Origin of the sequence: Aquimarina megaterium XH134, from assembly GCF_000520975.1 — a bacterium.
GTDB classification, from domain to species: domain Bacteria; phylum Bacteroidota; class Bacteroidia; order Flavobacteriales; family Flavobacteriaceae; genus Aquimarina; species Aquimarina megaterium.
This window is the reverse complement of sequence record NZ_JACB01000029.1, coordinates 180,440-202,959: the sequence shown is the minus strand read 5'-3', so window position 1 is coordinate 202,959 and position 22,520 is coordinate 180,440. Positions and strand designations below refer to the sequence as shown.

17 protein-coding genes and 1 tRNA gene are annotated in these 22,520 nt (G+C 31.7%); 12 read left to right on the top strand and 6 right to left on the bottom strand.

Annotated elements, in window-relative coordinates; all coding sequences use genetic code 11:
- Positions 1-243: 243 nt before the first annotated feature.
- The 5 genes from Z053_RS31550 to Z053_RS0115195 all read left to right on the top strand — a co-directional run bounded on the left by Z053_RS31550 (position 244) and on the right by Z053_RS0115195 (position 4,688).
- The gene (locus Z053_RS31550; RefSeq protein ID WP_160170105.1) at positions 244-411 is read left to right on the top strand and encodes a hypothetical protein; all 168 of its coding nucleotides are present in this window, start codon (positions 244-246) and stop codon (positions 409-411) included.
- Between the two features lie 615 nt (positions 412-1,026).
- Entirely contained in the window at positions 1,027-2,961 is a 1,935-nt protein-coding gene (locus tag Z053_RS0115210) for a tetratricopeptide repeat-containing sensor histidine kinase (protein WP_025665865.1), read from the top strand.
- Positions 2,962-2,971: 10 nt separating this feature from the next.
- The gene (locus Z053_RS0115205; RefSeq protein WP_025665864.1) at positions 2,972-3,640 is read left to right on the top strand and encodes a DNA-binding response regulator; all 669 of its coding nucleotides are present in this window, start codon (positions 2,972-2,974) and stop codon (positions 3,638-3,640) included.
- A 237-nt stretch (positions 3,641-3,877) separates the two neighbouring features.
- Positions 3,878-4,309, top strand: coding sequence for a hypothetical protein (locus Z053_RS0115200; protein WP_025665863.1), 432 nt, complete (start codon positions 3,878-3,880; stop codon positions 4,307-4,309).
- Between the two features lie 121 nt (positions 4,310-4,430).
- Entirely contained in the window at positions 4,431-4,688 is a 258-nt protein-coding gene (locus tag Z053_RS0115195) for a hypothetical protein (RefSeq protein WP_025665862.1), read from the top strand.
- 278 nt (positions 4,689-4,966) lie between these two features.
- Here the strand turns inward: Z053_RS0115195 and Z053_RS0115190 are convergent, their stop codons facing one another.
- The 4 genes from Z053_RS0115190 to rseP all read right to left on the bottom strand — a co-directional run bounded on the left by Z053_RS0115190 (position 4,967) and on the right by rseP (position 10,055).
- Entirely contained in the window at positions 4,967-7,444 is a 2,478-nt protein-coding gene (locus Z053_RS0115190) for an FG-GAP-like repeat-containing protein (protein WP_025665861.1), read from the bottom strand.
- A gap of 582 nt (positions 7,445-8,026) precedes the next feature.
- Positions 8,027-8,100: transfer RNA gene (locus Z053_RS0115185), tRNA-Asn, on the bottom strand.
- A 240-nt stretch (positions 8,101-8,340) separates the two neighbouring features.
- Entirely contained in the window at positions 8,341-8,508 is a 168-nt protein-coding gene (locus tag Z053_RS31545; protein WP_160170104.1) for a hypothetical protein, read from the bottom strand.
- Between the two features lie 230 nt (positions 8,509-8,738).
- Positions 8,739-10,055, bottom strand: a complete 1,317-nt coding sequence (rseP, locus tag Z053_RS0115175) for an RIP metalloprotease RseP (RefSeq protein ID WP_025665860.1) — start codon at positions 10,053-10,055, stop codon at positions 8,739-8,741.
- 157 nt (positions 10,056-10,212) lie between these two features.
- Between rseP and Z053_RS0115170 the strand changes: the two genes are divergently transcribed.
- From Z053_RS0115170 to feoB, 3 genes are all read left to right on the top strand, one after another.
- The gene (locus Z053_RS0115170) at positions 10,213-10,884 is read left to right on the top strand and encodes an SCO family protein (protein WP_025665859.1); all 672 of its coding nucleotides are present in this window, start codon (positions 10,213-10,215) and stop codon (positions 10,882-10,884) included.
- A 112-nt stretch (positions 10,885-10,996) separates the two neighbouring features.
- Entirely contained in the window at positions 10,997-11,224 is a 228-nt protein-coding gene (locus Z053_RS0115165; RefSeq protein WP_024769991.1) for a FeoA family protein, read from the top strand.
- Between the two features lie 15 nt (positions 11,225-11,239).
- A complete protein-coding gene (gene feoB, locus Z053_RS0115160) occupies positions 11,240-13,336 on the top strand; it encodes a ferrous iron transport protein B (protein WP_025665858.1) in 2,097 nt (698 codons plus the stop codon).
- A gap of 188 nt (positions 13,337-13,524) precedes the next feature.
- On the opposite strand, the gene Z053_RS0115150 is transcribed toward feoB, so the two are convergent.
- Both Z053_RS0115150 and Z053_RS0115145 read right to left on the bottom strand, forming a co-directional pair.
- The gene (locus tag Z053_RS0115150; RefSeq protein WP_051476070.1) at positions 13,525-14,451 is read right to left on the bottom strand and encodes a DMT family transporter; all 927 of its coding nucleotides are present in this window, start codon (positions 14,449-14,451) and stop codon (positions 13,525-13,527) included.
- 58 nt (positions 14,452-14,509) lie between these two features.
- Positions 14,510-14,794 (bottom strand): glycosyltransferase, encoded by a 285-nt coding sequence (locus tag Z053_RS0115145; protein WP_025665856.1) that lies wholly within the window; start codon positions 14,792-14,794, stop codon positions 14,510-14,512.
- Between the two features lie 258 nt (positions 14,795-15,052).
- Here Z053_RS0115145 and Z053_RS0115140 point away from each other — a divergent pair, with 258 nt between their 5' ends.
- The 4 genes from Z053_RS0115140 to Z053_RS0115125 all read left to right on the top strand — a co-directional run bounded on the left by Z053_RS0115140 (position 15,053) and on the right by Z053_RS0115125 (position 22,448).
- Complete coding sequence (locus tag Z053_RS0115140) at positions 15,053-16,201, top strand: lycopene cyclase family protein (RefSeq protein ID WP_025665855.1); 1,149 nt, start codon at positions 15,053-15,055, stop codon at positions 16,199-16,201.
- A gap of 181 nt (positions 16,202-16,382) precedes the next feature.
- Positions 16,383-17,015 carry an imm11 family protein gene (locus tag Z053_RS0115135; RefSeq protein WP_152538319.1) on the top strand — a complete coding sequence of 211 codons (633 nt, stop codon included), beginning with the start codon at positions 16,383-16,385 and terminating at the stop codon, positions 17,013-17,015.
- Between the two features lie 81 nt (positions 17,016-17,096).
- A complete protein-coding gene (locus Z053_RS30220; RefSeq protein ID WP_025665853.1) occupies positions 17,097-17,690 on the top strand; it encodes an imm11 family protein in 594 nt (197 codons plus the stop codon).
- Positions 17,691-17,747: 57 nt separating this feature from the next.
- Positions 17,748-22,448 carry a tetratricopeptide repeat protein gene (locus Z053_RS0115125; RefSeq protein WP_025665852.1) on the top strand — a complete coding sequence of 1,567 codons (4,701 nt, stop codon included), beginning with the start codon at positions 17,748-17,750 and terminating at the stop codon, positions 22,446-22,448.
- Positions 22,449-22,520 lie beyond the last annotated feature (72 nt).

Here is a 22,520-nt window from a genome sequence, read left to right as displayed (position 1 = left end):
CGATAATCGACCAATATTATCGACCGATTATGTTTTTCACCTTTGTATCGTAGTTGATTCTAGAAAACTACTTGTGAAGTTTAATAGGTTGAAAATAACTTAAGAGAAGAAGATATTTCCACCCTTATCAAAACTTCATTCTTCTCAAAAACTATCAAAGCGCTTTGATTTTATCAGACTGCCCGAATCCTCATAAAGATTCGGTAAGGAGAACCATAATGTTTAATCAAAAAATTTAATAAAATGAAAAATATAAAGAATATAATAAAATGTATAATAATTTGCTTGTTTTTAGGGTTAATCTTTATTTCTTGTGAAGAAAAAAATGACTTTACAGATGATATTTGTAATTATGAAACAGCTACCACAGAGGAAGGGACTGTAGAAGAGCAACCTGATGACGATGAATAAGTCGTCCTAAAAGATTGACAGATTTTAAATATTTAAATCACACCTGTGAAGCTTGCTTCACAGGTTTTTTTGTTGTGTATAAAGCTAGATGTTTTATAGTTTAAACTTAAATGTGATCTTTTATTGTTGTAGGTTTTAATTGATTGTTGAACAAGTTGTTTGAGTTCTATTACATTATTACAAGTATGTATTAAAGATTCATTTTTTAATTGCCATCTTCATTGTTTTTACTACATTTTTGGCACTCATATCATTACTGATTTGGTGTCCCAAGATCATTCTGCTATATGCATCAGTTACTAAAGATAAATAATGGGTGGGTTCTCAACTTTTGATATATGTAATATCGCTAACAAAGAACTCTTCGATTCTAGATGGTTGTGTTTGTTTCATAAAATTAGGGTGTTTTCTTATTTTTCTATCTAATCTACAACTGCTAATTTAAAACCTAAATTGTAATCACGTTGTGTGTGTTTTTTCCGAAGCTTTTCCGAATAGTTCATAAGTAAATCGATTTTGTGTCAACTTATTTTAGGACAGGACAAAATGATAAATCAAAAAGTCACAAGAAAGTGTGGCTTTTTTTTTAATTTTAATTCTTAAACTATTGATAATATGCATAATAAAACTTTAGTAGTTGTGTTAATCATTCTATTTTGCGCTTGTAATAAAGAACATCTTATTACTTTTTCTGAAAAAGAGAAACCTTTGGATAGTATAGCATATTATTATGACCTTTCGAAAGACAAGACCAAAGACCTAAACATTAGATACCAGGCTATAAACAACGCATATAAGCGCTTTGATATAGATTATAAAGGCGCTGTTTATCACAAGGTTTTATATCAAAAAAGTGTTATTCATTATTCCCTAAAACAGATAGATAGTTTAAAGCATTACAATGCCTTATTATTAGATAAGACTAATGAAGCTAAAGATATTTATTACGAAGGAAAAGGGTATTATTTAAAAGCATATTATTTTGATAAGATTAAATTTTATTCTGATAGCGCATACTATTATTATAATAAATCAAAAAATAATTTTCTGACAATAAAAGATAGTAGCCAGATAGGTAGGCGTTTATTGAATATGGCTTATGTACAACAAAGCAATAGTGATTTTTTTGGAAGTAAAGAAACAATTACAGATGCATTGCGGTATTTGTTACCAGATAAAGATGCAAAATATATTGCTTCGGCATATAATGTTTTAGCCATTAGTAATAAGAACCTTTTGAATAATGAAGATGCAATAAAATATTATGAAAAAGCTATTGCAAATACAAAATCTAATATAGATAGATTGGTTTATAAAAACAATCTTTCAATAGTATACATTAAGAATAAAAAGTATAAAAAGGCAATTGAATTATTTAGAAATATTTTGAGTGATTCTTTATTGCATATTTCATCAAAACAAAAAGCCAGGTTGATAGATAATTATGCTTATGCCCGATGGCTTAAGGATACCTTAGATATCGAAAAAGAACTTTTAAGCGCATTACATATAAGAACTCAAGAAAATGATAAACGAGGATTAATAGCAAGTTATAAGCATTTGGGAGAATATTTTTCTCAAAAGAACAGAGGAGAATCTTTAAAATGGTTTGATAAAATGATGAAAATTTCTAAAAGCATTAAAAACCCAAAAGGAGAATTGGAAGCTTTAAATTTTTTAATGGAAATGAAACCTGAAGACCTCAATATTAAAACAAGATATATCCAACTTACTGATAGTCTTCAGGAACAAGAATTACAGGTCAAGACTCAATTTGCTAAGATCAGGTATGATGATCAGCTAAAGGTAGAAGAGATTCATAGATTAAAAGATCTTACTGCTAAACAGGAATTAGAAGTTTCTTTTCAAAGGACTCAAAAGATAATTTATCTTTTAATAGGAGTTATACTTGTATTGATTATTGTTTTTGTGTTGTATTATTTGATGCAGAAACACAGAAAGGATACAGAAACAAAAGTTTATAATACCGAAAGAAGGATTTCAAAAAAGGTTCATGATGAATTGGCAAATGATATATCTAATATTATCAATTTTATAGAAAATACTCAAGATATTTCTACTTTTTCAATACGAAAAAGTATAGGAGATAAATTGCAAAATATCTATCTAAGAGCAAGAGATATATCAACAGAGATGACAAGTATTGATGTTGTTAATTTTCAAAAAGAATTAAAAAATTTAATACAGCAATACAATAACCAAAATATGATTGTTATTACTAATGTGTCAGAGACAGATTGGTCCACTGTTCCTGATTATAAAAAAATAGCAGTGTTTAGAGTGGTTCAAGAACTTTTTATTAATACAATAAAACATAGCAAGGCTAACAAGGCAACATTAATGGTAAAGGATACAGGAAAGCATAGAATTGTTACCTATAAAGACAATGGTATAGGGGCCATTAAAAAGAACCTAAATATTAATGGATTAGCTAATGCGGAAAATCGCATTGAAAATATAAAAGGGGAGTTTATCTTTGAGACTAGCCCAGACGAGGGATTTATAGCGACCATTATGTTTCAAAGATAATTTTTATTGTATGTTTAAAAAAGTCCTTATCTCCGAAGATCAACAAAGTATTAGTGTAGGATTGCAAAACACGTTAAAAGAGTTTTGTATTAAGAAAATAGAAACTGTTAATTACTGTGATAATGCTTTGCTTAAACTAAGATCTGCCAGACAGAAAAACACTCCATTTGATCTCTTAATTACCGATCTCTCTTTTAAAGAAGATCATAAATTGAGAAAAATTAGCTCTGGAGATGAACTTATTAAACAAGTTAGAAAAATCCAGCCAGACCTTAAGATTGTCGTTTTTTCTGTAGAAAATCGTATCGGAAAAATAAGGGAACTTGTTGATAATCAAAAAATTAATGCTTATGTTTCAAAAGGTAGACAAGGCACAGAAGATATAGTTAAGGCAATCAAAACTATTCTTCAGGATAAATATTATTATTCTGATGATATTATGAAATTACTTCGAAGATCTGACAACATTTCAGAAGTAAAAAAAACAGATACTTTAATCTTGAAATTAATAGCCAAAGGCTTGACACAACAACAAATATCGGATTATTTTAGTAAACATAATTTAACTTCCGGTAGTAAAAGAAATATTGAGTTTCGTTTACAAAAACTTAAAGAACTTTTTGATGCCAAAACACTTCCTCAACTTATAGGAATTGCCAAAGATGTTGGCCTGATTTAATTGTAATTTTTAAAACTTCTTTTTTGAAATCTTAATGTGGTGAAAACACAATTTGAGTTTAAATTAAAACAACAACTTCTAATTTATAAACTCTATTAAGTATTATCCGAATTAAATGTAAGATAAAAAATGATGGGTTGCGGTTTGTCGCAAGCTATTGATTTTTAATCTCTTTACTTTTGAGTTATAGATAATAATTCATACGGAAAGCATTCATCGAATTCAAAAGTGGGCATCATGAAATACATTAAAATTCTGTTTTTAGCACTTCTATTACCATTAACAATTCAAGGTCAGGAAATCTTTGAGGTTAAGTTTACTGCTGGTTTAACTCAATATCGATGTGCTCTGGTGATTTTTGATAATGGAACAGGTAAAATGCGTGTTAGGTATTATGATAAAAGAACTACAATGATTGAGCAAGCTATGACAATAGAAAACACACAGTATGGTATAAGGTTAAAGGGGTATAATCCAGTGTATGCAGGGACAAAAATTAAACATCCAAGTTATAGTGCGGATAACTTCTATATTTCAATGAATGAGTACGGAAAATACACAATCATTAATGTAGATGATGCTGGTACACGAGCAAAATCGTATATCAAAAAAATAAAAGGGAAGTATACGATAAATAATTTTCTAAGGGATTTTAATTGGAAATTATAATCATATACTTATAAAATATGAAAAACATACAGATAAGTTTTTAAATAATTATTGGAATTATCCCCAAATCAAAATCGAATATACACAAGGTTATTTATTAATTTTTTAAATTATTTTAAAGATGAATACAGAAAATTCAGGCGGGGAGTCTTTAGTTCAAATTTTTGCGGTTGTAGGAGGTATTTTAGGATTTGGAATCGGAATTAGCGGTGAGGAATCAAGTTTTATTATGGCTATAATTCTAGCGATAATGGGGGTAGCAATAGGGAGGTTTGTTGGAAATGTAGTATGGAGAATGCTAATCTTTTTAGTTGGGTTATTAATTTTTCTTTTTAGAACGGGGCTACTTCGTGAGATTATAAGAGGATTATTTGATTGATGAAAAAGTAGATTGACTATTTCTTTAAGCATACTAACAATGGGTGTATGTAGTTAAAGTATATAGCACTAATAATTTGATTCCTTTTGGAGAATTAGGAATTAATTTTAATCGATTTATTGGAAAACATAGAAGAAAAAGTAGAATAAGAAGGTATGTAATTCATGAAAGTAGTTCGTTTTAAAATAAATAAACCCTACTTAAAAACTTAAAAACCTTTCGATCAACGAAAGGTTTTTAATAAAATGTATTTTGAGGATACTTTTTCTAACAATTTATTATTGCCGTACAATTCTTTTAATAGTTCTACCTTTGTTAGTTTCAACCTCCATAAAATATACTCCAGATTTAAGAGATGAAATATCAAAAGTAGAGTTAGAGGTTTCAAATACTTTTCTTCCGTAGTAATTATATACAGAAACTTTTTTTACAGTAATCGTAAGATTTACAACTCCATCAGTTGGATTAGGATATAGTTTAAAGGTAGATATTGTATCTTCTTGTTGTGAAACAATAGTGTCTAATACAATACAAGAGGATCTGGTTGTGCAACCATTTTGTGTAATATCAACAGCATATGAGCCATTTTCAGACGCCGTAAATGATTGATTTGTTTCTCCAGATATAGGTTGATTTGTTTCACAATTAACCCACTGATATGTTGCATCTGTTTGAATGGCTGTATAGGTTAGTGAATTATTTGTTATTGTTACATCTGGTAATGCGTTTATGGTTATGTCTACCATGCTAGAGGTAGCACATGTGCCTAATGTGGTATAGGTTACGGTATGGGTTCCAGGTATAGATTTCTGGATATTAATTTCTCCAGAAATTTCATTAATACTTAATCCTGATGTTGAACTAAATGTTCCTCCTTCTACCCCGGTTATTGTCGGTATGGGATTATTTGCATCAGGACAATAGGTCAAATCATCAAAACTGAAAGCAGAATTATCTAATTGAGTAATATTTACGACTACATCATTAGAATTGGGACAGGTTCCCTTGGTTGTATATGTTACAGTATAAGACCCTGTTGTACTGGTAGCAATATCAATTGTTCCGGTATTAGGATCAATGCTTAATCCTGATGTACTAGAAAATACTCCTCCAGCTAATCCCGAAATCGAGGGGGTAGGGTTAGCATCTTCTTTGCAATAATTACTTGAACTATAGTTAAAACCTGGATCGTCCAATTCGATGATATCTACAACAACATCACTAGAATTGGGACAGGTTCCTGTAGTTGTATAGGTTATAGTATGAGATCCTGTTGTGCTGGCGGCAATATCGATTGTTCCGGTATTAGGATCAATGCTTAATCCTATTGTACTAGAGAATACACCACCAGTCAATCCCGAAATCGAAGGTGTAGGATTAGTATCTCCTTTGCAATAATTACTTGAGCTATAGTTAAAACTTGGATCATCGATAGCGTTAACTACAATAGTAATCGTTGTACAGGTTGCTGTTGTCTCATCAATGCAGGAGATGCCATCATCTTCTCCTCTGATATAATAGGTGGTACTTGGTGCAGTTGGGATGACCTCAAAGGTCGATGTATTAGTCTTTGTTGTGCCTATAAGAGTGCCTCCGCAAGAGTCAGTATATATCGACCATGTAGAGGCGATATTAAGATTACCGGTAATAGTTATGGTAGAGGTTTCTCCTTCGCAAGTAACAGGTGTTGCTGTAATAGTTGATATGGTTGGTGGTATACATACAGGAACTTGTCTAAACCAGGCAAATCTAGGAGCGTTAAAATTTGCTAAAATAGCATCTTTTAAACCATCTCCATTTACATCACCAAAATCAACAGTAGGAAAATCTCCTATATCGGCATTAGTTAATTCTCCATCCATAGTTTTTTGAGAAGTTGAGAAATGAGGATTTGTAACTGTTCCGGTATTTTCTATCCATCTCACGAAACCTGTGTCAATCATAAAATACATATCATAATCCCCATCTTTGTCAAAATCTTCAAATACAGGTATGGGTACATCCATATTGGTATACGCACTTTCATCATCCCAAGGGCTATCTGCTTCAGATTGTAATTCAAAATTAGGATTTTCTTTGGTGCCTATATTTTTATAGTATGTTAGCTTATCACCTCCCAATGCCACTAAATCAAGATCTGTGTCATTATCAAGATCTACAAACCCTAAACCTGGAAATTCTGCAATATCTTGATCCAGAAGCCCAGGTAAACAATCTGGAGCATATTCAAATACGGGCACTTCTTTGGTACCAATATTTCTATAAAATCGGATATCATCATCCGTATGACCTTCATAATTATATTGAGACCCAATAAATAGGTCCAGATCTCCATCATCATCAATATCTGCCAGTTGCGGTCTATTTTGGTTTCTCGCAGAGCTACTGGCATTTATTTTTATAGTATCTAAAGTAGGTATTGATGCCAAAACCCAAAATGGAGCTGTAGCTGTACCTGTATTTTCGAAGTAATGAACAGATCCTCTTTGGCTTCCGGAAATAAAATCAAGATCATTATCATTGTCAAGATCTACCAGTATTGCCGAAGGAAGACGACCATCAGAAGTAGGTATTTCTGTAGCCCCTCCTGGGCCATATAATCCAGCAGGTTCGGGTCCAGGACGTGTAGAACCACTACCATCTGGATTAGAAAGAATTCTTCCTCCTCTAAACTCCCAACCTATATAATCCGCTTGCGCAAGAATTAATTGATTCCCCAAATGAAAAAGTAAACAAATAAGTAATAGTTTTTTCATAACTATAATTTTAAAATAGTTGATCTCTAATCTTGTAATACATATCATTATGATATATGCTTTTTGTATATATCATAGTCAATTAATAATTTTAAATGGCAGCACATCTTTGCAAACCAATTATGGAGATAATAGGGGCAAATTTAATTTAGAGACATTTTATGTTCTCTCGGTCTGTGGTTTTAAGAAGTACTGTATTACCATTACCAAGAGGGGGGAAGTAAGTAATTTTATGTGTGTAATACAGTTGAGTGCAAAATTAGTAATTTAGTTTTTCTTTAACAAGATAATGTTTTGTTAATACTCTGTATTTATGTTTTAGCATTAATCAAAATAATAGGAATTAGTTGCTTCTAAGGGCTTCAAAAAGAGTTTTAGAAATAATAAATTAAATCCTGAGAAGATTACTTTTTAATCAAATGCCCATACCTGATATACCTGATTCGTTTGACTATTAATAACCCTAGTCTAGTGCTTCCTACAATGTATAGTAGGATATTCTTGATTTTATTCTATATAAAACAAGCAAAACTTTTGTGAAATTACAAAACAAAAAAGTCCAACATTTCTGCTGGACTTTTGCTCCCCCTCTTGGGCTCGAACCAAGGACCCTTTGATTAACAGTCAAATGCTCTAACCAACTGAGCTAAGGAGGAATTTATTTTTGCAAATATAGAATGTTTTTCTCTTTTTGCGAGTGCAAATATATACTATTTTTTATATCTCAAAAAGATTTTTTTGATTTTTTAAGGTTATTTATTCGGTATTTGGCAAATTTCATTTCGTTTATTAATGCTTGTTTTATTAAAAACCTCAACTATATATTTGTAGTTGAGGTTTTTAACGTGTTTTTTGATTGATTAAGAAACTTGTTTCTTAATCCAAATAAAAATCGTTTAAAATAAAATAGGCTCTCCCCCTGGAAATGGTTTAGGAAATTGAGGAAAGAATGGAGGAATACATCCGCCTCCTGTTCCATCATCATATACATTTGTAGAATGTGGCTCAGTACCACCATTAATACGTTTCGCTTCTAAACTTGTTAATTCGATTAAGTTTTTCATTTTTTAATTGATTTAATGATACATTATTTTTTAAGCTATCTTTTGATCGATAACTGATGTAAAACTAATATGCATTGGTCTCAAATTGTGAGACGCTATCTAAAAAATGAAAGAAACTGTTTACATTAGGGGGTAAAAAATTAAGTCAATAAACCACTGGATCTGGTTTATTGACTTGATTTTTATCTCTTGTTAGAAGGGTTTGAAACCTCCATTTATCTTAAGTTTTGCTATTTATCAAAAATTGCCCGGTAAATATCATTACCGTTAGCAAATAGCAATAGAGCGATAAGAAGAATAAAGCCAGCAAGTTGTGCATACTCCATAAATTTATCATTGGGTTTTCTACCTGCAATAATTTCGTATAATAAAAACATTACATGGCCACCATCTAATGCCGGGATAGGAAGGATATTCATAAATGCCAAAATAATTGAAATAAAGGCTGTGGTTCCCCAAAAAGCTCTCCAATTCCAGGCATCGGGGAAAAGATTTCCGATCGCACCAAATCCACCTACCTGACTAGCTCCTTTTTTAGTAAATACATATTTAAACTGTGCTATATAATCATGTAAAGTCCAATATCCAAAATCAAAACCTTTGGTAATACTTTCTCCGAAAGAATATTTTTTTTCTTGAACCTTATAACCATTTTTAACTACAACACCAATTAACCCATCTTCGTTTGGAGTTATCGAAGTAGAATTGGTCTCATTGTTTCTTATATAATTTATAGCAATAGGAGTGCCTTTACTTTCTTGAATTGTTTTTCTAAACTCATGCCAGTATTGTATAGGTTTTCCGTTTACTTCAGTTATTTTATCTCCTTTTTTAAGACCGGCTTTCTCAGCTATTTCTAGATATGTACTATCTATAATTGGTTTGTTTATAGGAGAAAAAGGTCGTAAAACTCCAGATTCGAACATGGTTGTTCCTATGTTTTCGGGAATTTGGATTGTTTCTTTATTTCCATTTTGATGTAAAACGCTAATGTTTTTAACATCACGCATAAACAAATAGTGATTGATTTGGGTTACATCTTCTAATGTCTTCCCATTTATTTCAAGAATTCGATCTCCGTCTTCAAATCCTAACTTTTTAAAAGAATCTTCTACGGCGAAACCGTTTGGCATATCATCAAAACCAACATAATTAGTTCCCCAGGTAAATATAATAGCCATATAGATTAAGAATCCAAGGATAATATTTACGGTAACGCCACCTAGCATGATAATCAATCTTTGCCAGGCTGGTTTAGATCGAAACTCCCATGGTTGTGGTGGACCCGCCATTTGTTCTTTATCCATACTCTCATCAATCATACCAGCGATTTTAACATATCCTCCTAGAGGTAACCAACCAATACCATAAACGGTTTCACCTATTTTTTTCTTAAATAGCGAGAATTTTATGTCAAAAAACAAATAGAATTTTTCTACTCTTGTTTTAAATAATTTAGCAGGAATAAAGTGTCCTAATTCGTGTAATACGATCAGAATAGATAAACTTAATAATAACTGTATTGCTTTTATAAAAAATGGACTCATAAGTCGTTGTTCAAAATTAAATCACGCAAAAGTAACCTTTTAGAAGAGTATATGAAAAAAAACTACCATACAGTTCGGTAGATTTAGGATTTTTTTAATGAAAATGACCTTTTTATAAGTGATAATCCTTGTAATTTTGCAGGAATAATAAGTCACTATGCTTCAGTTTTTTTCTAAATATAAATTTTTTGCAATTGTACTTTTTGTATTATCTGCAATTATTATTTCCATAATATATTCAATTCTTAAACCCAATCGAGTTTTACCAGTGTATGAACCTGATATGGTGAATACAGAATTGGTAGATAGTACAGTGCAGTATATTCGCAAATATCATAAAATTCCGGATTTTAAACTAACCAATCAAAATGGAGAAGAAGTAACCCAGAAAAATTATGAGGATAAGATTTATGTGGCAGACTTTTTCTTTACTACTTGCCAAACAATTTGTCCTATTATGACAGGGCATATGAAGGAGGTACAGGAACGCTTAAGAGATGATGGCGATGTGCTTTTACTCTCGCATTCTGTAACTCCAACAATAGATAGTGTTGCGAGGTTAAAAAAATATGCTATCGAAAAAGGAGTGGATGATGTTAAATGGAATTTGGTTACCGGGGATAAAAAACAGATCTATGATTTGGCACGTAAATCCTATTTGGCAGCAAAATCTGATGGAGATGGAGGGCCATATGATATGGTACATACAGAGAACTTTATTTTAGTAGATAAAAAGAAACGTATTCGGGGATTTTATGATGGGACCAATCCAGAAGATATTGATCGGTTGATAGAAGATATTGCTATTTTAAAGAATGAAGGTAAATAACCAAGAATTTCCCAGAGATATGGTTTTTATTACCTTTATTTTGAAACTTTGGCTTTTTCAATACGATTTTTTACACTATTTTTGCTTAGTTTAAAATTAATCTAAATAAACTTTGAAGACTACAATTGCTACACTTAAGAGAGGTCAGCGTGCTTTGATTAAGGAGATTACTTCAGATATTATTCCTCTAAAATTATTAGAAATGGGATGTTTACCAGGAAATGAGGTCGAATTACTTCAGACGGCTCCTTTTAAATGTCCAATGTATCTTAATATAAATGGTAGCCATCTTGCCATCCGTAAAGAAATTGCAGCCCAAATTGAAGTTCAAATTATTTAAATAGCAATTCTTTTTATGGCTAAGCAAATTAAAGTTTCACTTATAGGAAACCCAAATACCGGAAAAACATCAGTTTTTAATTTGCTTACTGGCCTTAATCAACAGGTTGGTAATTATCCAGGTATTACTGTCGAGAAAAAAGAAGGAGTGTGTAAATTATCTCGTGGAGTTAAGGCTCACATTATGGATTTACCCGGTACTTATAGCCTTAATGCTTCTTCATTAGATGAAAATGTAGTGATCGAATTGCTACTTAATAAAAAAGGCAAAGATTATCCCGATGTAGCTGTCGTAGTAAGCGATGTAGAAAACCTTAAACGAAATTTACTTCTTTTTACACAAATTAAAGATCTGGATATTCCTACTATTTTGGTCATTAACATGGCAGATCGTATGCGTAGAAAGGGGATTTCATTAGATATTCCACTATTAGAAAAAGAGCTAAATACCAAAATAGCTTTGGTAAGTGCTCGTAAAGGAGAAGGGATCGATGAGCTTAAAAAGTTAATAGAATCATATACATCATTATCAAAAACACCTTGTTTTGATGCATTGTCTTTTGCACCAGATTATTTTGGTAGATTACAAAAAGCATTTCCTGATCAATCTTTATATAAACTTTGGTTGATTATAACTCAAGATGTTAATTTCAGGAAAGTTGATAAGCAAGAAATAGTTGTTTCACCTGATTTTAAGATAAAATCTGAAAGTGAATTAAAAAGATTACAGCAAAAAGAGACCATTAAGCGGTATCAATTTATTAATAATGTGCTTAAAAAAGGTCTTACCATAGATGAAAAAGCTGCTACAGGAATGCGGGCAAAGATGGATAGGATACTTACCCATAAGTTTTGGGGATATGTTATTTTCTTAGCAATACTCTTATTGATATTTCAGGCCATTTATGATTGGTCATCTTACCCAATGGACTTAATAGATGAAGCTTTTGCTTGGTTAAGTGAAGTAACAAAAGCCTCTCTGCCATCTGGACCTTTTGTCGATTTGATTACAGAGGGTATTATTCCTGGGTTAGGAGGGATTATTATTTTTATTCCTCAAATCGCATTTTTATTTCTCTTTATTTCCATATTAGAAGAAAGTGGTTATATGAGTCGCGTAGTTTTTCTTATGGATAGAGTGATGCGCAAGTTTGGATTAAGTGGTAAAAGTGTAGTTCCTTTAGTTTCTGGTACTGCCTGCGCTATTCCGGCAGTAATGGCTACAAGAAATATCGAAAACTGGAAAGAAAGATTAATCACGATTCTTGTCGTGCCTTTTACCACATGTGCTGCAAGATTACCGGTATATCTTATTATTATCTCATTGGTTATTCCAGATGAAAAAATAGGCTGGATATTTGGTTACCAAAGTCTTACTTTAATGTTGTTGTATTTTCTCGGCTTTGGTACTGCGGTAGGATCGGCGTGGTTACTTAACAAGATATTAAAAATCAAAAGCAAATCTTATTTTGTAATCGAAATGCCGGGATATAAAGTCCCACTATTTAAAAATGTAGCAATAAATGTAATCGAAAAAACAAAAGCTTTTGTTTTTGGAGCTGGAAAAATCATTTTGGCAATCTCTATCATCTTATGGGTTTTAGCGAGTTTTGGACCTAATGAAAATTTTAGTAATGCCGAAGAAATTATAACAGAACTTCATCCTAACCTTTTGCAAGAAGAATTAGATAACAAAATAGCATCTTATAAACTAGAATATTCCTTTATCGGATATGCAGGTAAAGCAATAGAACCTGTGGTGGCTCCTTTGGGTTATGACTGGAAAATAGGAATAGGAATTATTAGTTCTTTTGCTGCTAGAGAAGTTTTTGTAGGAACGTTAGCAACGATATACAGTGTGGGGAGCGATGAAGAAGAAACAATAAAAAATAGAATGGCAGCAGAGGTTAATCAGGTAACAGGAGGACCATTGTTTAATTTAGCTAGTGGTATCTCATTATTATTATTTTATGCCTTTGCCATGCAATGTATGAGTACTTTGGCTATAGTGAAACGAGAAACTAATAGCTGGAAATGGCCGACGGTTCAGCTTGTTTTTATGAGTATCTTTGCTTACGGTGTAGCTTTAATTGTATATCAAATTTTAAAATAAAAACATTAGTTTTAGTATCTTTATACGACTATATATACTATGAGTATTCTTATCCAAAATATAATCGTGCTTTTGATTTTTGCTGGAGCAATAGGATTTTTGATTAAAAAATTCTTTTGGAAATCCTCAATATCTTCTACAAAGAAAAAATCATCTAAATCTTGTGGTAGTACAGGTTGTGGTTGTCATTAGGAATTTGATTTTTTAAACCACTTTAAAGGGCCACTACTAATAAGATATACCCCACAAAAAATCAAAATACAACATAATAATTTTGGTATTGTGATATCGCCTTTATATTGACTATTTATAACAAAATATGAAATAACACCCACAAGAATCATAGCAACTGCGGGTTGTACATAAATATAGCTACTAGAAACGGTAGGTTTTACAAATTGTAAAGCAAACATATTAAGCAAGTATGCCAAAAAAGTTGGACCCACCACAACATAAAATAAAGAAACCCAATTTGAAGTAACAAAAGTGCTAAAATCGGTATGAATCAGTTTTTCTATACAAAACGGAAACATAAATATAAATCCAAATAAAAACGTCCAAACAATTACAGTAATAGGTTTATATTTAGACATTAGTGGTTTTACAATTACCAAATAGAATGCAAACGCCAAGGCATTAATACATACAAAAATATTTCCTAGCAAGGAGCCAGTTCCTAGGCCAGAATTTCCTAAATAAATTAATAAAACGGCACCAGTACCTCCTATTGATATCCCAAGAATACGCTGTAATGTTAAAGGCTCTTTAAGCAAGAAATAACTAATAATTACTGTAAAAATAGGCATTGCGGTAATAATAATTGCAGCGTCAACGGGAGAAGTAAGACTTAATCCATTCATAGAGAAGAACTGATTGGTAGCGACTCCCAAAAAGCCACATAATGCTAAGCGAGGAATATCTTTTCTTGCTACTTGTTCTTTAATAAAGAGTTTAAGGATTAAGAATAATGAGCCCGCACCGCTGATTCGAAGAAATACCAATGCAGAAGCTTCAATTTTATCAGGCATCAATCCTTTTGCGACAAGATAATTTGCTCCATATATAATATTAACGCTCAATAGAGCCAAATGAGCTTTTATCTTGTTAGAAATCATTTGGCAAAGAAAAGGAAAGTTAACCAAACTCTATTTTAAAAAGTTTAAAAAACTGTTATCAAAGGAGTATTTCTATACATTTAATGTCTTCTCTACTGTTTAAGTATTTGGCACCAGTTCGCACTGCAGCAGCTTTACCAGAATTCTTTTTAACATCAATAACACTGGTTTGAAGAGGATTATTGGATTGAATATCTTTTAATATATCTATAGTATTATCATCACTTCCATCATTTATAAAGCATAAATGTATATTGCTCTTTTTTTGTATGAAATTAAGAAAAGCAGTTACATCTAATCTCTTTTCTTCATTGTGGCAGGGAATAATAATTCCAGTTTTCATAATAGGTGTTTTTTAGGTTTATGCCTTAAAAGTAATCATGATTTATATTGTAGAAGGCACTATGCCGATGAGAAGGAAATTACTATAGATCAATGGTTTTTATCTATCGATATGTAGTTATTCTATGGGAATCACAAATAAAATGGTCATTTCATGATTAAAGATGATTGATAAGAAAGATGTATAAGAAATAAACCTAAATACTTAATGATATAGTCATATTGCTGAATTTTCATTTTATATTTGACTATCAAATATATGCAAAAGTACGATTACATAATTTCTGGTTTAGGAGCTTCGGGTTTGATGCTGGCTTATCATATGGTTTTAGACCCTTTTTTTGATGAAAAGCAAATTTTGCTAATTGATAAGGAACTAAAGAATCAGAATGATCGCACCTGGTGTTTTTGGGAAAAAGGTATAGGTGTTTGGGATGAAATCGTAAGTAAAAATTGGGATACTATCTATTTTGGAAGCACTCATTTTTCAAAACAAATAAATATCTTGCCTTATCAGTATAAGCTTGTGAGAAGTAAAGATTTTTATGATTTCATTTTTAGAATTTTAAAAGAAAAATCTAACATCACCATCTCGCAGGAGGAAATCATTTCTTTAACTGATGAAGGAAACATAGTTAGAGTTGAAACCAACACTCGAATACATCTTGCGGATAAAGTTTTTAATAGTGTCGTGTTATCCAAAGAGTACAAAAATCAAAGTCGATACCCTGTTTTGAATCAACATTTTGTAGGATGGTTTGTAAAAACACAAAGCCCTCTATTTGATATTAAAACAGCTACTTTTATGGATTTTACAGTTGCTCAGAAAAACAATACCCGATTCATGTATGTGCTACCTATTTCTGAAACCGAAGCATTGTTTGAATACACCTTATTTTCTGAAGATCTTTTGGAAGAGAAAGAATATGAAAATGAAATAACGAGATACGTAAGAGAGAAAGGAATCGATGAGTATGAGGTTATCGAAAAAGAAAAAGGATGTATCCCAATGACTTGCTATGAATTTAGAAAGCATAATTCTAAAAATATATTGCATATTGGTACAGCTGGAGGCTGGACAAAACCCAGTACAGGATATACATTTAATATATCTCTTAAAAAAATAAATACCCTTATCTCTTACCTTAAAAGTAATACAGATCTTTCAAAATTTAGCAAAAGAACGAAGTTCTGGTACTACGATTTACTATTTCTGGATGTTTTGTATACAGAAAACAGAATAGGTTCGAATTTGTTTTCCAGATTATTTCAAAAAAATAAGAGCACAAAGATTCTAAAATTTTTAGACGAAGAAACTACGCTATTAGAAGACATTAAAATTACTACAAGCCTTCCTGCTGGAAATTTTCTAAAAGTGCTGTACAGGCGAGTTTTTAAACTAAATTAATATCATTTGTTTTTTTAAAAACGAGTACATAGATAAAATCATAATTTCGGTTTATAAACCCCTGAAAACAGTGAAGTATATTTTTACTATAAAAACTATTTTTGGAAGGTTAATTATAAGTGTTGATATGGTAAATGAATTACCATAATTTATATGATACTTTATGCAAATAAATATGAGTATGTATTATTGTTTATGTAACCCGGGAGCGATGACCACTTATGTCGAATCCATAAATCGAACGCAGGATAGTTTGACTAGAGGTCGTAAAATTGATGAAGATTATGAAGATTTGCCGTATGTGTATACATATGATGAACCAGATCATCACCCTCTCCTTAATATTATGGGAAATGATACTATAGAAAAAAATGGCCTGAGCGGTTTAATTAGAGAAACTGGAGAGGACCATCTTTGGGAATTTTTTGAAACGCAGTGTATCATGAGCAAGAAAATGTATACTGTTCTTCAGGATTGTGGTGTAGATAATATTCAGGTATTACCATTTCAATTTATCAATAAAAACACAAATGAAGTACGAGAAGACTATATTGTTTTTAATATTCTAGGATTAGTTTCTTGTACAAGAAAAAGTGAATCAGATACATTACCATTAGGAGAAGATTTTTATGAATTTGCGGGTTCATTAATTGATCCCAAAAAGACAAATGGAGCCTTGATTTTTCGCAAAGAGATCTCGCGAGGAGTAGGAGGAGGGATTTTTATTCATGAAAAAGTAGCTAATGTATTAAAAGAGCATAACATAAAAGGGGTTAATCTAATCCCAACAAGAAAATGGCAAAGAGAATCTTAAACAAAAAGAATTATCTACCTAAAATCTAAGAGGGTTTATGTGCTAGATAATAATCAATGATATTTCCAGTAAAGATAAAGCATGGCATATTATAGAATTATTTCGCCTGATGAAGGTAAGAATATTATGATGAAACGTGATTCACATCGAGAAATATATCATACCAGTGGTGTTTCTATTGATGAAAAGAAAATAGAACTCCCTTTTAAAATTAAAATGTTTGCAGGAGAAGAATCGGGTTATGATCAATATGATCCTGATTTTGAAGGAGAATATATACAACCTTCTATAGAAGAAAGGCTAGTAGATTATTATAGTGAATCTTCCTTAATGACCCCAGCATTAGTTAATGCGTTGAGAGATGCAGGAGTTGATAATTTACAAATCTTTCCTGTAGAAATAGAAGATGCATTTACAGGAGAAGTGCTAAACTTTAAATATGCTCTTGTAAATATAATAGGACTTGTTTCTTGCGTCGATCTAGAATCATCAGAACATTTACCTTTTGGTAATGGATATTACTTTCATAAAATAAAAATTGATGAAGAAAAAGTAAAAGGATTGTCTATGTTCAGACTTGCCGAATCACATCTTGAAATCATAGTTAATGAGAAAGTGGCTAAAGTAATTAATAGTGGAAAATTTACCGGTATTACAGCAGAACCCTGTAATTAGATAACTATTTGTAATCGGTAAAATAATACGCAATCATTAAAAAATAATTCAGCAATCATGACAACACTCAATATAACAAAACATATAGCTACAGAACTCAAAACAATAATTGATAACGCTATTGAACAAGAGCAGATTAATGCTAAGGAAATTAGAATGATCATTATTCATCCTAACTCATCTTTTGATGCGTTAGAAATTTATCATTCAAAAGAGTGGGAAAACTTCTTCTCATTAACGACCAATGATAGTCCTATTGGGTCAATTGATATCAGCATGTGGTTGGATTTGGCAGATGAGGGACTTGGTAAGAATCTAGACAAATATAGTGCACCGGCAAGTAAGTATATCCAAAAATACAGTGATGTAAAACAGAAACTTACGTTTGATCACATTTCAGATCCTGCGTATAAAAGTTATTTGATTTGCTTACGACAAGCACTATTCTCTCAAACAATTAAAGCTGCCAGGACCTTAGCTACTCAATACTTTGCAGATAAGTTTAAACATGTAGTAGGAATTGTACTCAACAATATGATGCATGATTATGAAGAGTATAATTATGTTGCTGCTTTTACACATGCAAACGGCGCAGGGCCTTTTCATAATGTCAAGTTAAGCCTTCCAGATATAAAGTTAACCTATCCATATTTAAAATTCAATGAAAATGGGTGTACACTTTTTTATCCCAAGGGGAATAAATTAGATGATAGTTTGAAAAAAGAGAGCAATGTGTACACCATTGACATGGAACATGTTAAATACATTTATTCGACACCTAAGGATAATCCAGATGAAATTGTCTTTCGAATGGATGATGAGTTTGAAGATTGGGAATTGAGTGCAGGGCATACCAAGGAAGATCGGGGAGATTTATCATACGAGTTATTGTTTAGTGAATTTAAAAAAATTATTGAGCGATTTCCCGAGAAAATATTAGATAAGGATTTTGTTCCTAATCCACTCGAAAAAAAATCTGAAGTTGAAAACTGGATTAAAGTATTTATTGAAAATAATCAGAAGCTGTCTTCTAAGCAAAAACGACACTTATTTACTTATGGCACAGAGGCTGTAGAAGTTTTACTAAAACAGTTCCCTCCCGATCATAACGAGTACAGCAAACTCAAATTAGGATTAGCATCAACCTATTTCGAAAAAGGGGATTTCAAGAAAGTGATTACGATTTTGTCAGAGATCAAAAACCTCTCAAAATACGATATGCACTATATTCTCGAATCTTGCTATTTCCTTAATGATAAAAAAGAATTTGATCTTTACTATAATACTATCGAAGATGATTCGGGTCGAAAAGAAGTAGAATTGTCCAGTTGGTTGTATGATATTAAAACACATGTAGGAAATCCAGATAAATTGGAGGTTATCGAAAAAGATTGTTTGAATCTGTTCGAAGAAAGGAAAAATAGAACCTCTAAATACAATCCGGCATTTGCTTTAACAAAACTGTATTTACAAAAAGGAAATGAAGATAAAGCGATTCATTTTTTCAGAGAAATCGATCTGGACTATGGTAATTTATTAACGCTTGTAAATTTTGAATTCAAAGGTAGTACCTGTATCAAAAATGAAGTAACTCGCTGGTATAAAAAGAAGGAAGAAAAAAAGCAATTTATAGCTGAATTGAAAGCCAAAGAATTTCGCAGTCCGGATAGTGAAATTCGTACCACTCAACTAAATGAATTTGATGAACACTACATTAAAACAAATGAAATAAGCATTGATGAAATCTACTGGATTCAGCCTTTATCCGAATCTGTTTTTATCATATACGCCGATCAGGAAATTTTTATTGCGAAATTAACCAAAGCCTATGAGTGGAATAAATTAGATTCGTACACCTTTGGTACGACTGCAGAGATTAAGGATGTATTTGTAGAAAACAATACACTTTATGTTCCTATCGAAGAAGAAGGTATTTTATGTTTTGATATTAGTGATCATAAATTTGAATTGACCCAAACTATTAAAAACCAAAATAGTAATCCTGGCTATTCTTGTGCGGCTGTTGATCAAGGTATGCTTTATGCCGTAAATCAGCAACATCTCGAAATTTATGACCTGAAACAAACACCGGCTAAGTTACTGTTGTCAGAATATTATGTTGGCAGTCAGGGTGGCGCAACGGCAAAGGATGGTTTGTTGTTTTTAGACTGGGGTTCACTTCTGATATTAGATGTTAGTGAACCGAGCCAACCAAAAATCGCTTCCGAAATAGTGAGTTTTAAGACAGGCGAAAACCATTACTTCAAGATAATTGATCAACATTTGGTAGGTGGAGATGTTATCGATATCAAAGACCCAAAAAACCCGGTTTTTGTTCATGTAAATCAAGATGATTCTTCTAGTAAAGATGCGATCGCTCCAGTTTACGATTTTACAGGCAAGATTCCGGATAATGTAATTGTTGGGGATGGAAATGTTCTACTAAAACAGCTAGTGAATGTTGATGGTAAATTAGTTTCAGCAAAATGGATGGATTGCTTATCAGAAACAAAAGAATATCCAGAAATGGTTTATTCTAATATATGCAATGTATTTATAGACAATACATTAATGTCATTTAGCCAAGATGAGATCTATATATTTGAAAAACAAAAGAAAATAGTAGAGAAAAAAGAAACCTATTCTATTCAAGACGAATTGGCAGAAATGATGCTTAATACTGTAGCGCATTACTGTGAGAAAAAAGCAGAAATGAATATTGGAAAATTAATTGTAGGCTGGAATCCACATTTCTATGCTGTCCAATTTGAAATTCATCCTTGTAGCAGTTTTGCAGTAAACGAAAATCCTTATGGGGTTGATACGGTTACAACTACCTCATTTTCTGTGTCCGGTTTTTTGTCTGAGACTCAAAACATTACCTATGATCCAAAAGTACATGATATCACTTACGATCTGCAAGCCATCATCAATTCTATCGTAGAAAAAGAGAATTTTAAAAAGAAAGCCGCCAAAACAGTGATGATTTCTATTGACAATTCGACTTCGTTTTTATCATTCCCTAATAATCCCTGGAATCCGGTTAGATCAATTATCAAAGACAAGCAAAAGAAAAAGGAATCAAAGAAAAATCAAGAGACAGACACAAATGTTGCCGAGATTCTTTCGGTTTATAATATTGACTTATTTAGGAAGCTAGCAGGAAAAATTGCTGAACCAGCCACTCTGGAACAGTTTATTGAAATTTTTAATGATGATATTACACAAGGGAAAGATGTAGAAAAAAGAAAGCAAATTAAAGATTATGCTCTTTGGATATTTAGTGCAAAGGCAGACAAAGGTTTGGTGAAAAAAGTTCTTTTGAATGGTGTTAAATATGGCAAGCCGATTCCTGAAGATTTAGAAGGCTCTGTTGTTATAAATGATCCCGAATATTTAAGCATTTTTGCTGATAATGATTATGAGATTTTTGAAGATTTTGAGAATGATAAAGAAGTAAGATCTGTACTTGAAACTGCCTTGTTAAATGATATCGAAGATAAATTAGCAACAAAAATTGCGATTCGATTAAAAAAATATGATCATCCAAGTATACATGCATATATTGATTATTTGTTAACAACCGAATTAAATTTTAATCATTACATGTATCTTGGAGGAACCAACAGTAATGGTATAAATTTATCTGCATTGCCTCCTTCTTGCTTTCTGCCTTTCAAAGAAAAGCTTATTAAAGCCTATACCACTTATAATGAAAGTGATGAGGTAGAATATCAATTAAGAGAAAGTATTATTAGTATTGTCACCATATTAGCAAAACTAGGACAGGATGAGTTTTCTGAAAAAATTTGTAATGAAGCAGAACGCTATAAGTACACTTATGAACAAAACGGAGATTTCAAAAAAGAGGATAAAAAGGACTCTCACTTGTTGAGAGAGGAGTTTTTAGCCACACTTCTTCGTAGGTTGACTGTACAGAAAATATTGAAAAATCTGGATGATGAAAAAGGGACAGTATGGCCCGAAAATGAAAAACCAGAATTATATAAAAATTCTTGGTATCATTTTTTTGCAATACTATTCCAGGAAGATAAAAACCTGTTTGTTAATAAATTGACCTCACGTTTACGTGAGACGGTTATACAACCCAAAAAATCGTATGATGCCGATCGAAAAATGGCTATTTATCTCATCCATTATTCTATGTTTCAACTTATGGAAGATCATCCCGAAATCGCTTCTGCTATTTTACCGTTGATTGATGTAATTGAAAAACATGCAGATCTTTTTGATGATAAGGATATTTCCTTTTTGAAGAGAAATGGTAAACAAGCAATATTACAAGAAGCTTGGAATGCACTTCAGAATAAGGATTTTGAAGCTGCAAAAACCAAAGGAGATCTTGTATTGTCTATTGATCCCAATTATGGTCAGGCACATTATTTCAAAGCTCGATTATTGTGGTTAACAGAAGGAATCGATATCTATTTAGAACAGCGCAAAGATTTTGAAGAAAAAGCAGTACATGATAAAGTAGCAATTGCAAGTTTATACAATTTAAGTGGCTGTGCACTCGATGAAAAAAATAAACTTGAAGAATCTCTGGCATATTTTAAAAAAGCAGCACTTGCTAATCCTTCTGATGCCATGTACTATGCAAATATTGGCGAAGTGTATTATAAAATGAAGCAGCCAGAAGAAGCATTAAACTATGTACAAAAAGCTAAAGAAAAAGGTAATTCGGCAACAATATTAGATGAAATAATAAAAAATAAGGGAGTTATACCAGTGAACTAATAAGATCCGAAGAAAAACATACTATAGGCGATACGTTTATAGAACAGATGATAACCCAGAAAAGCATCCCGC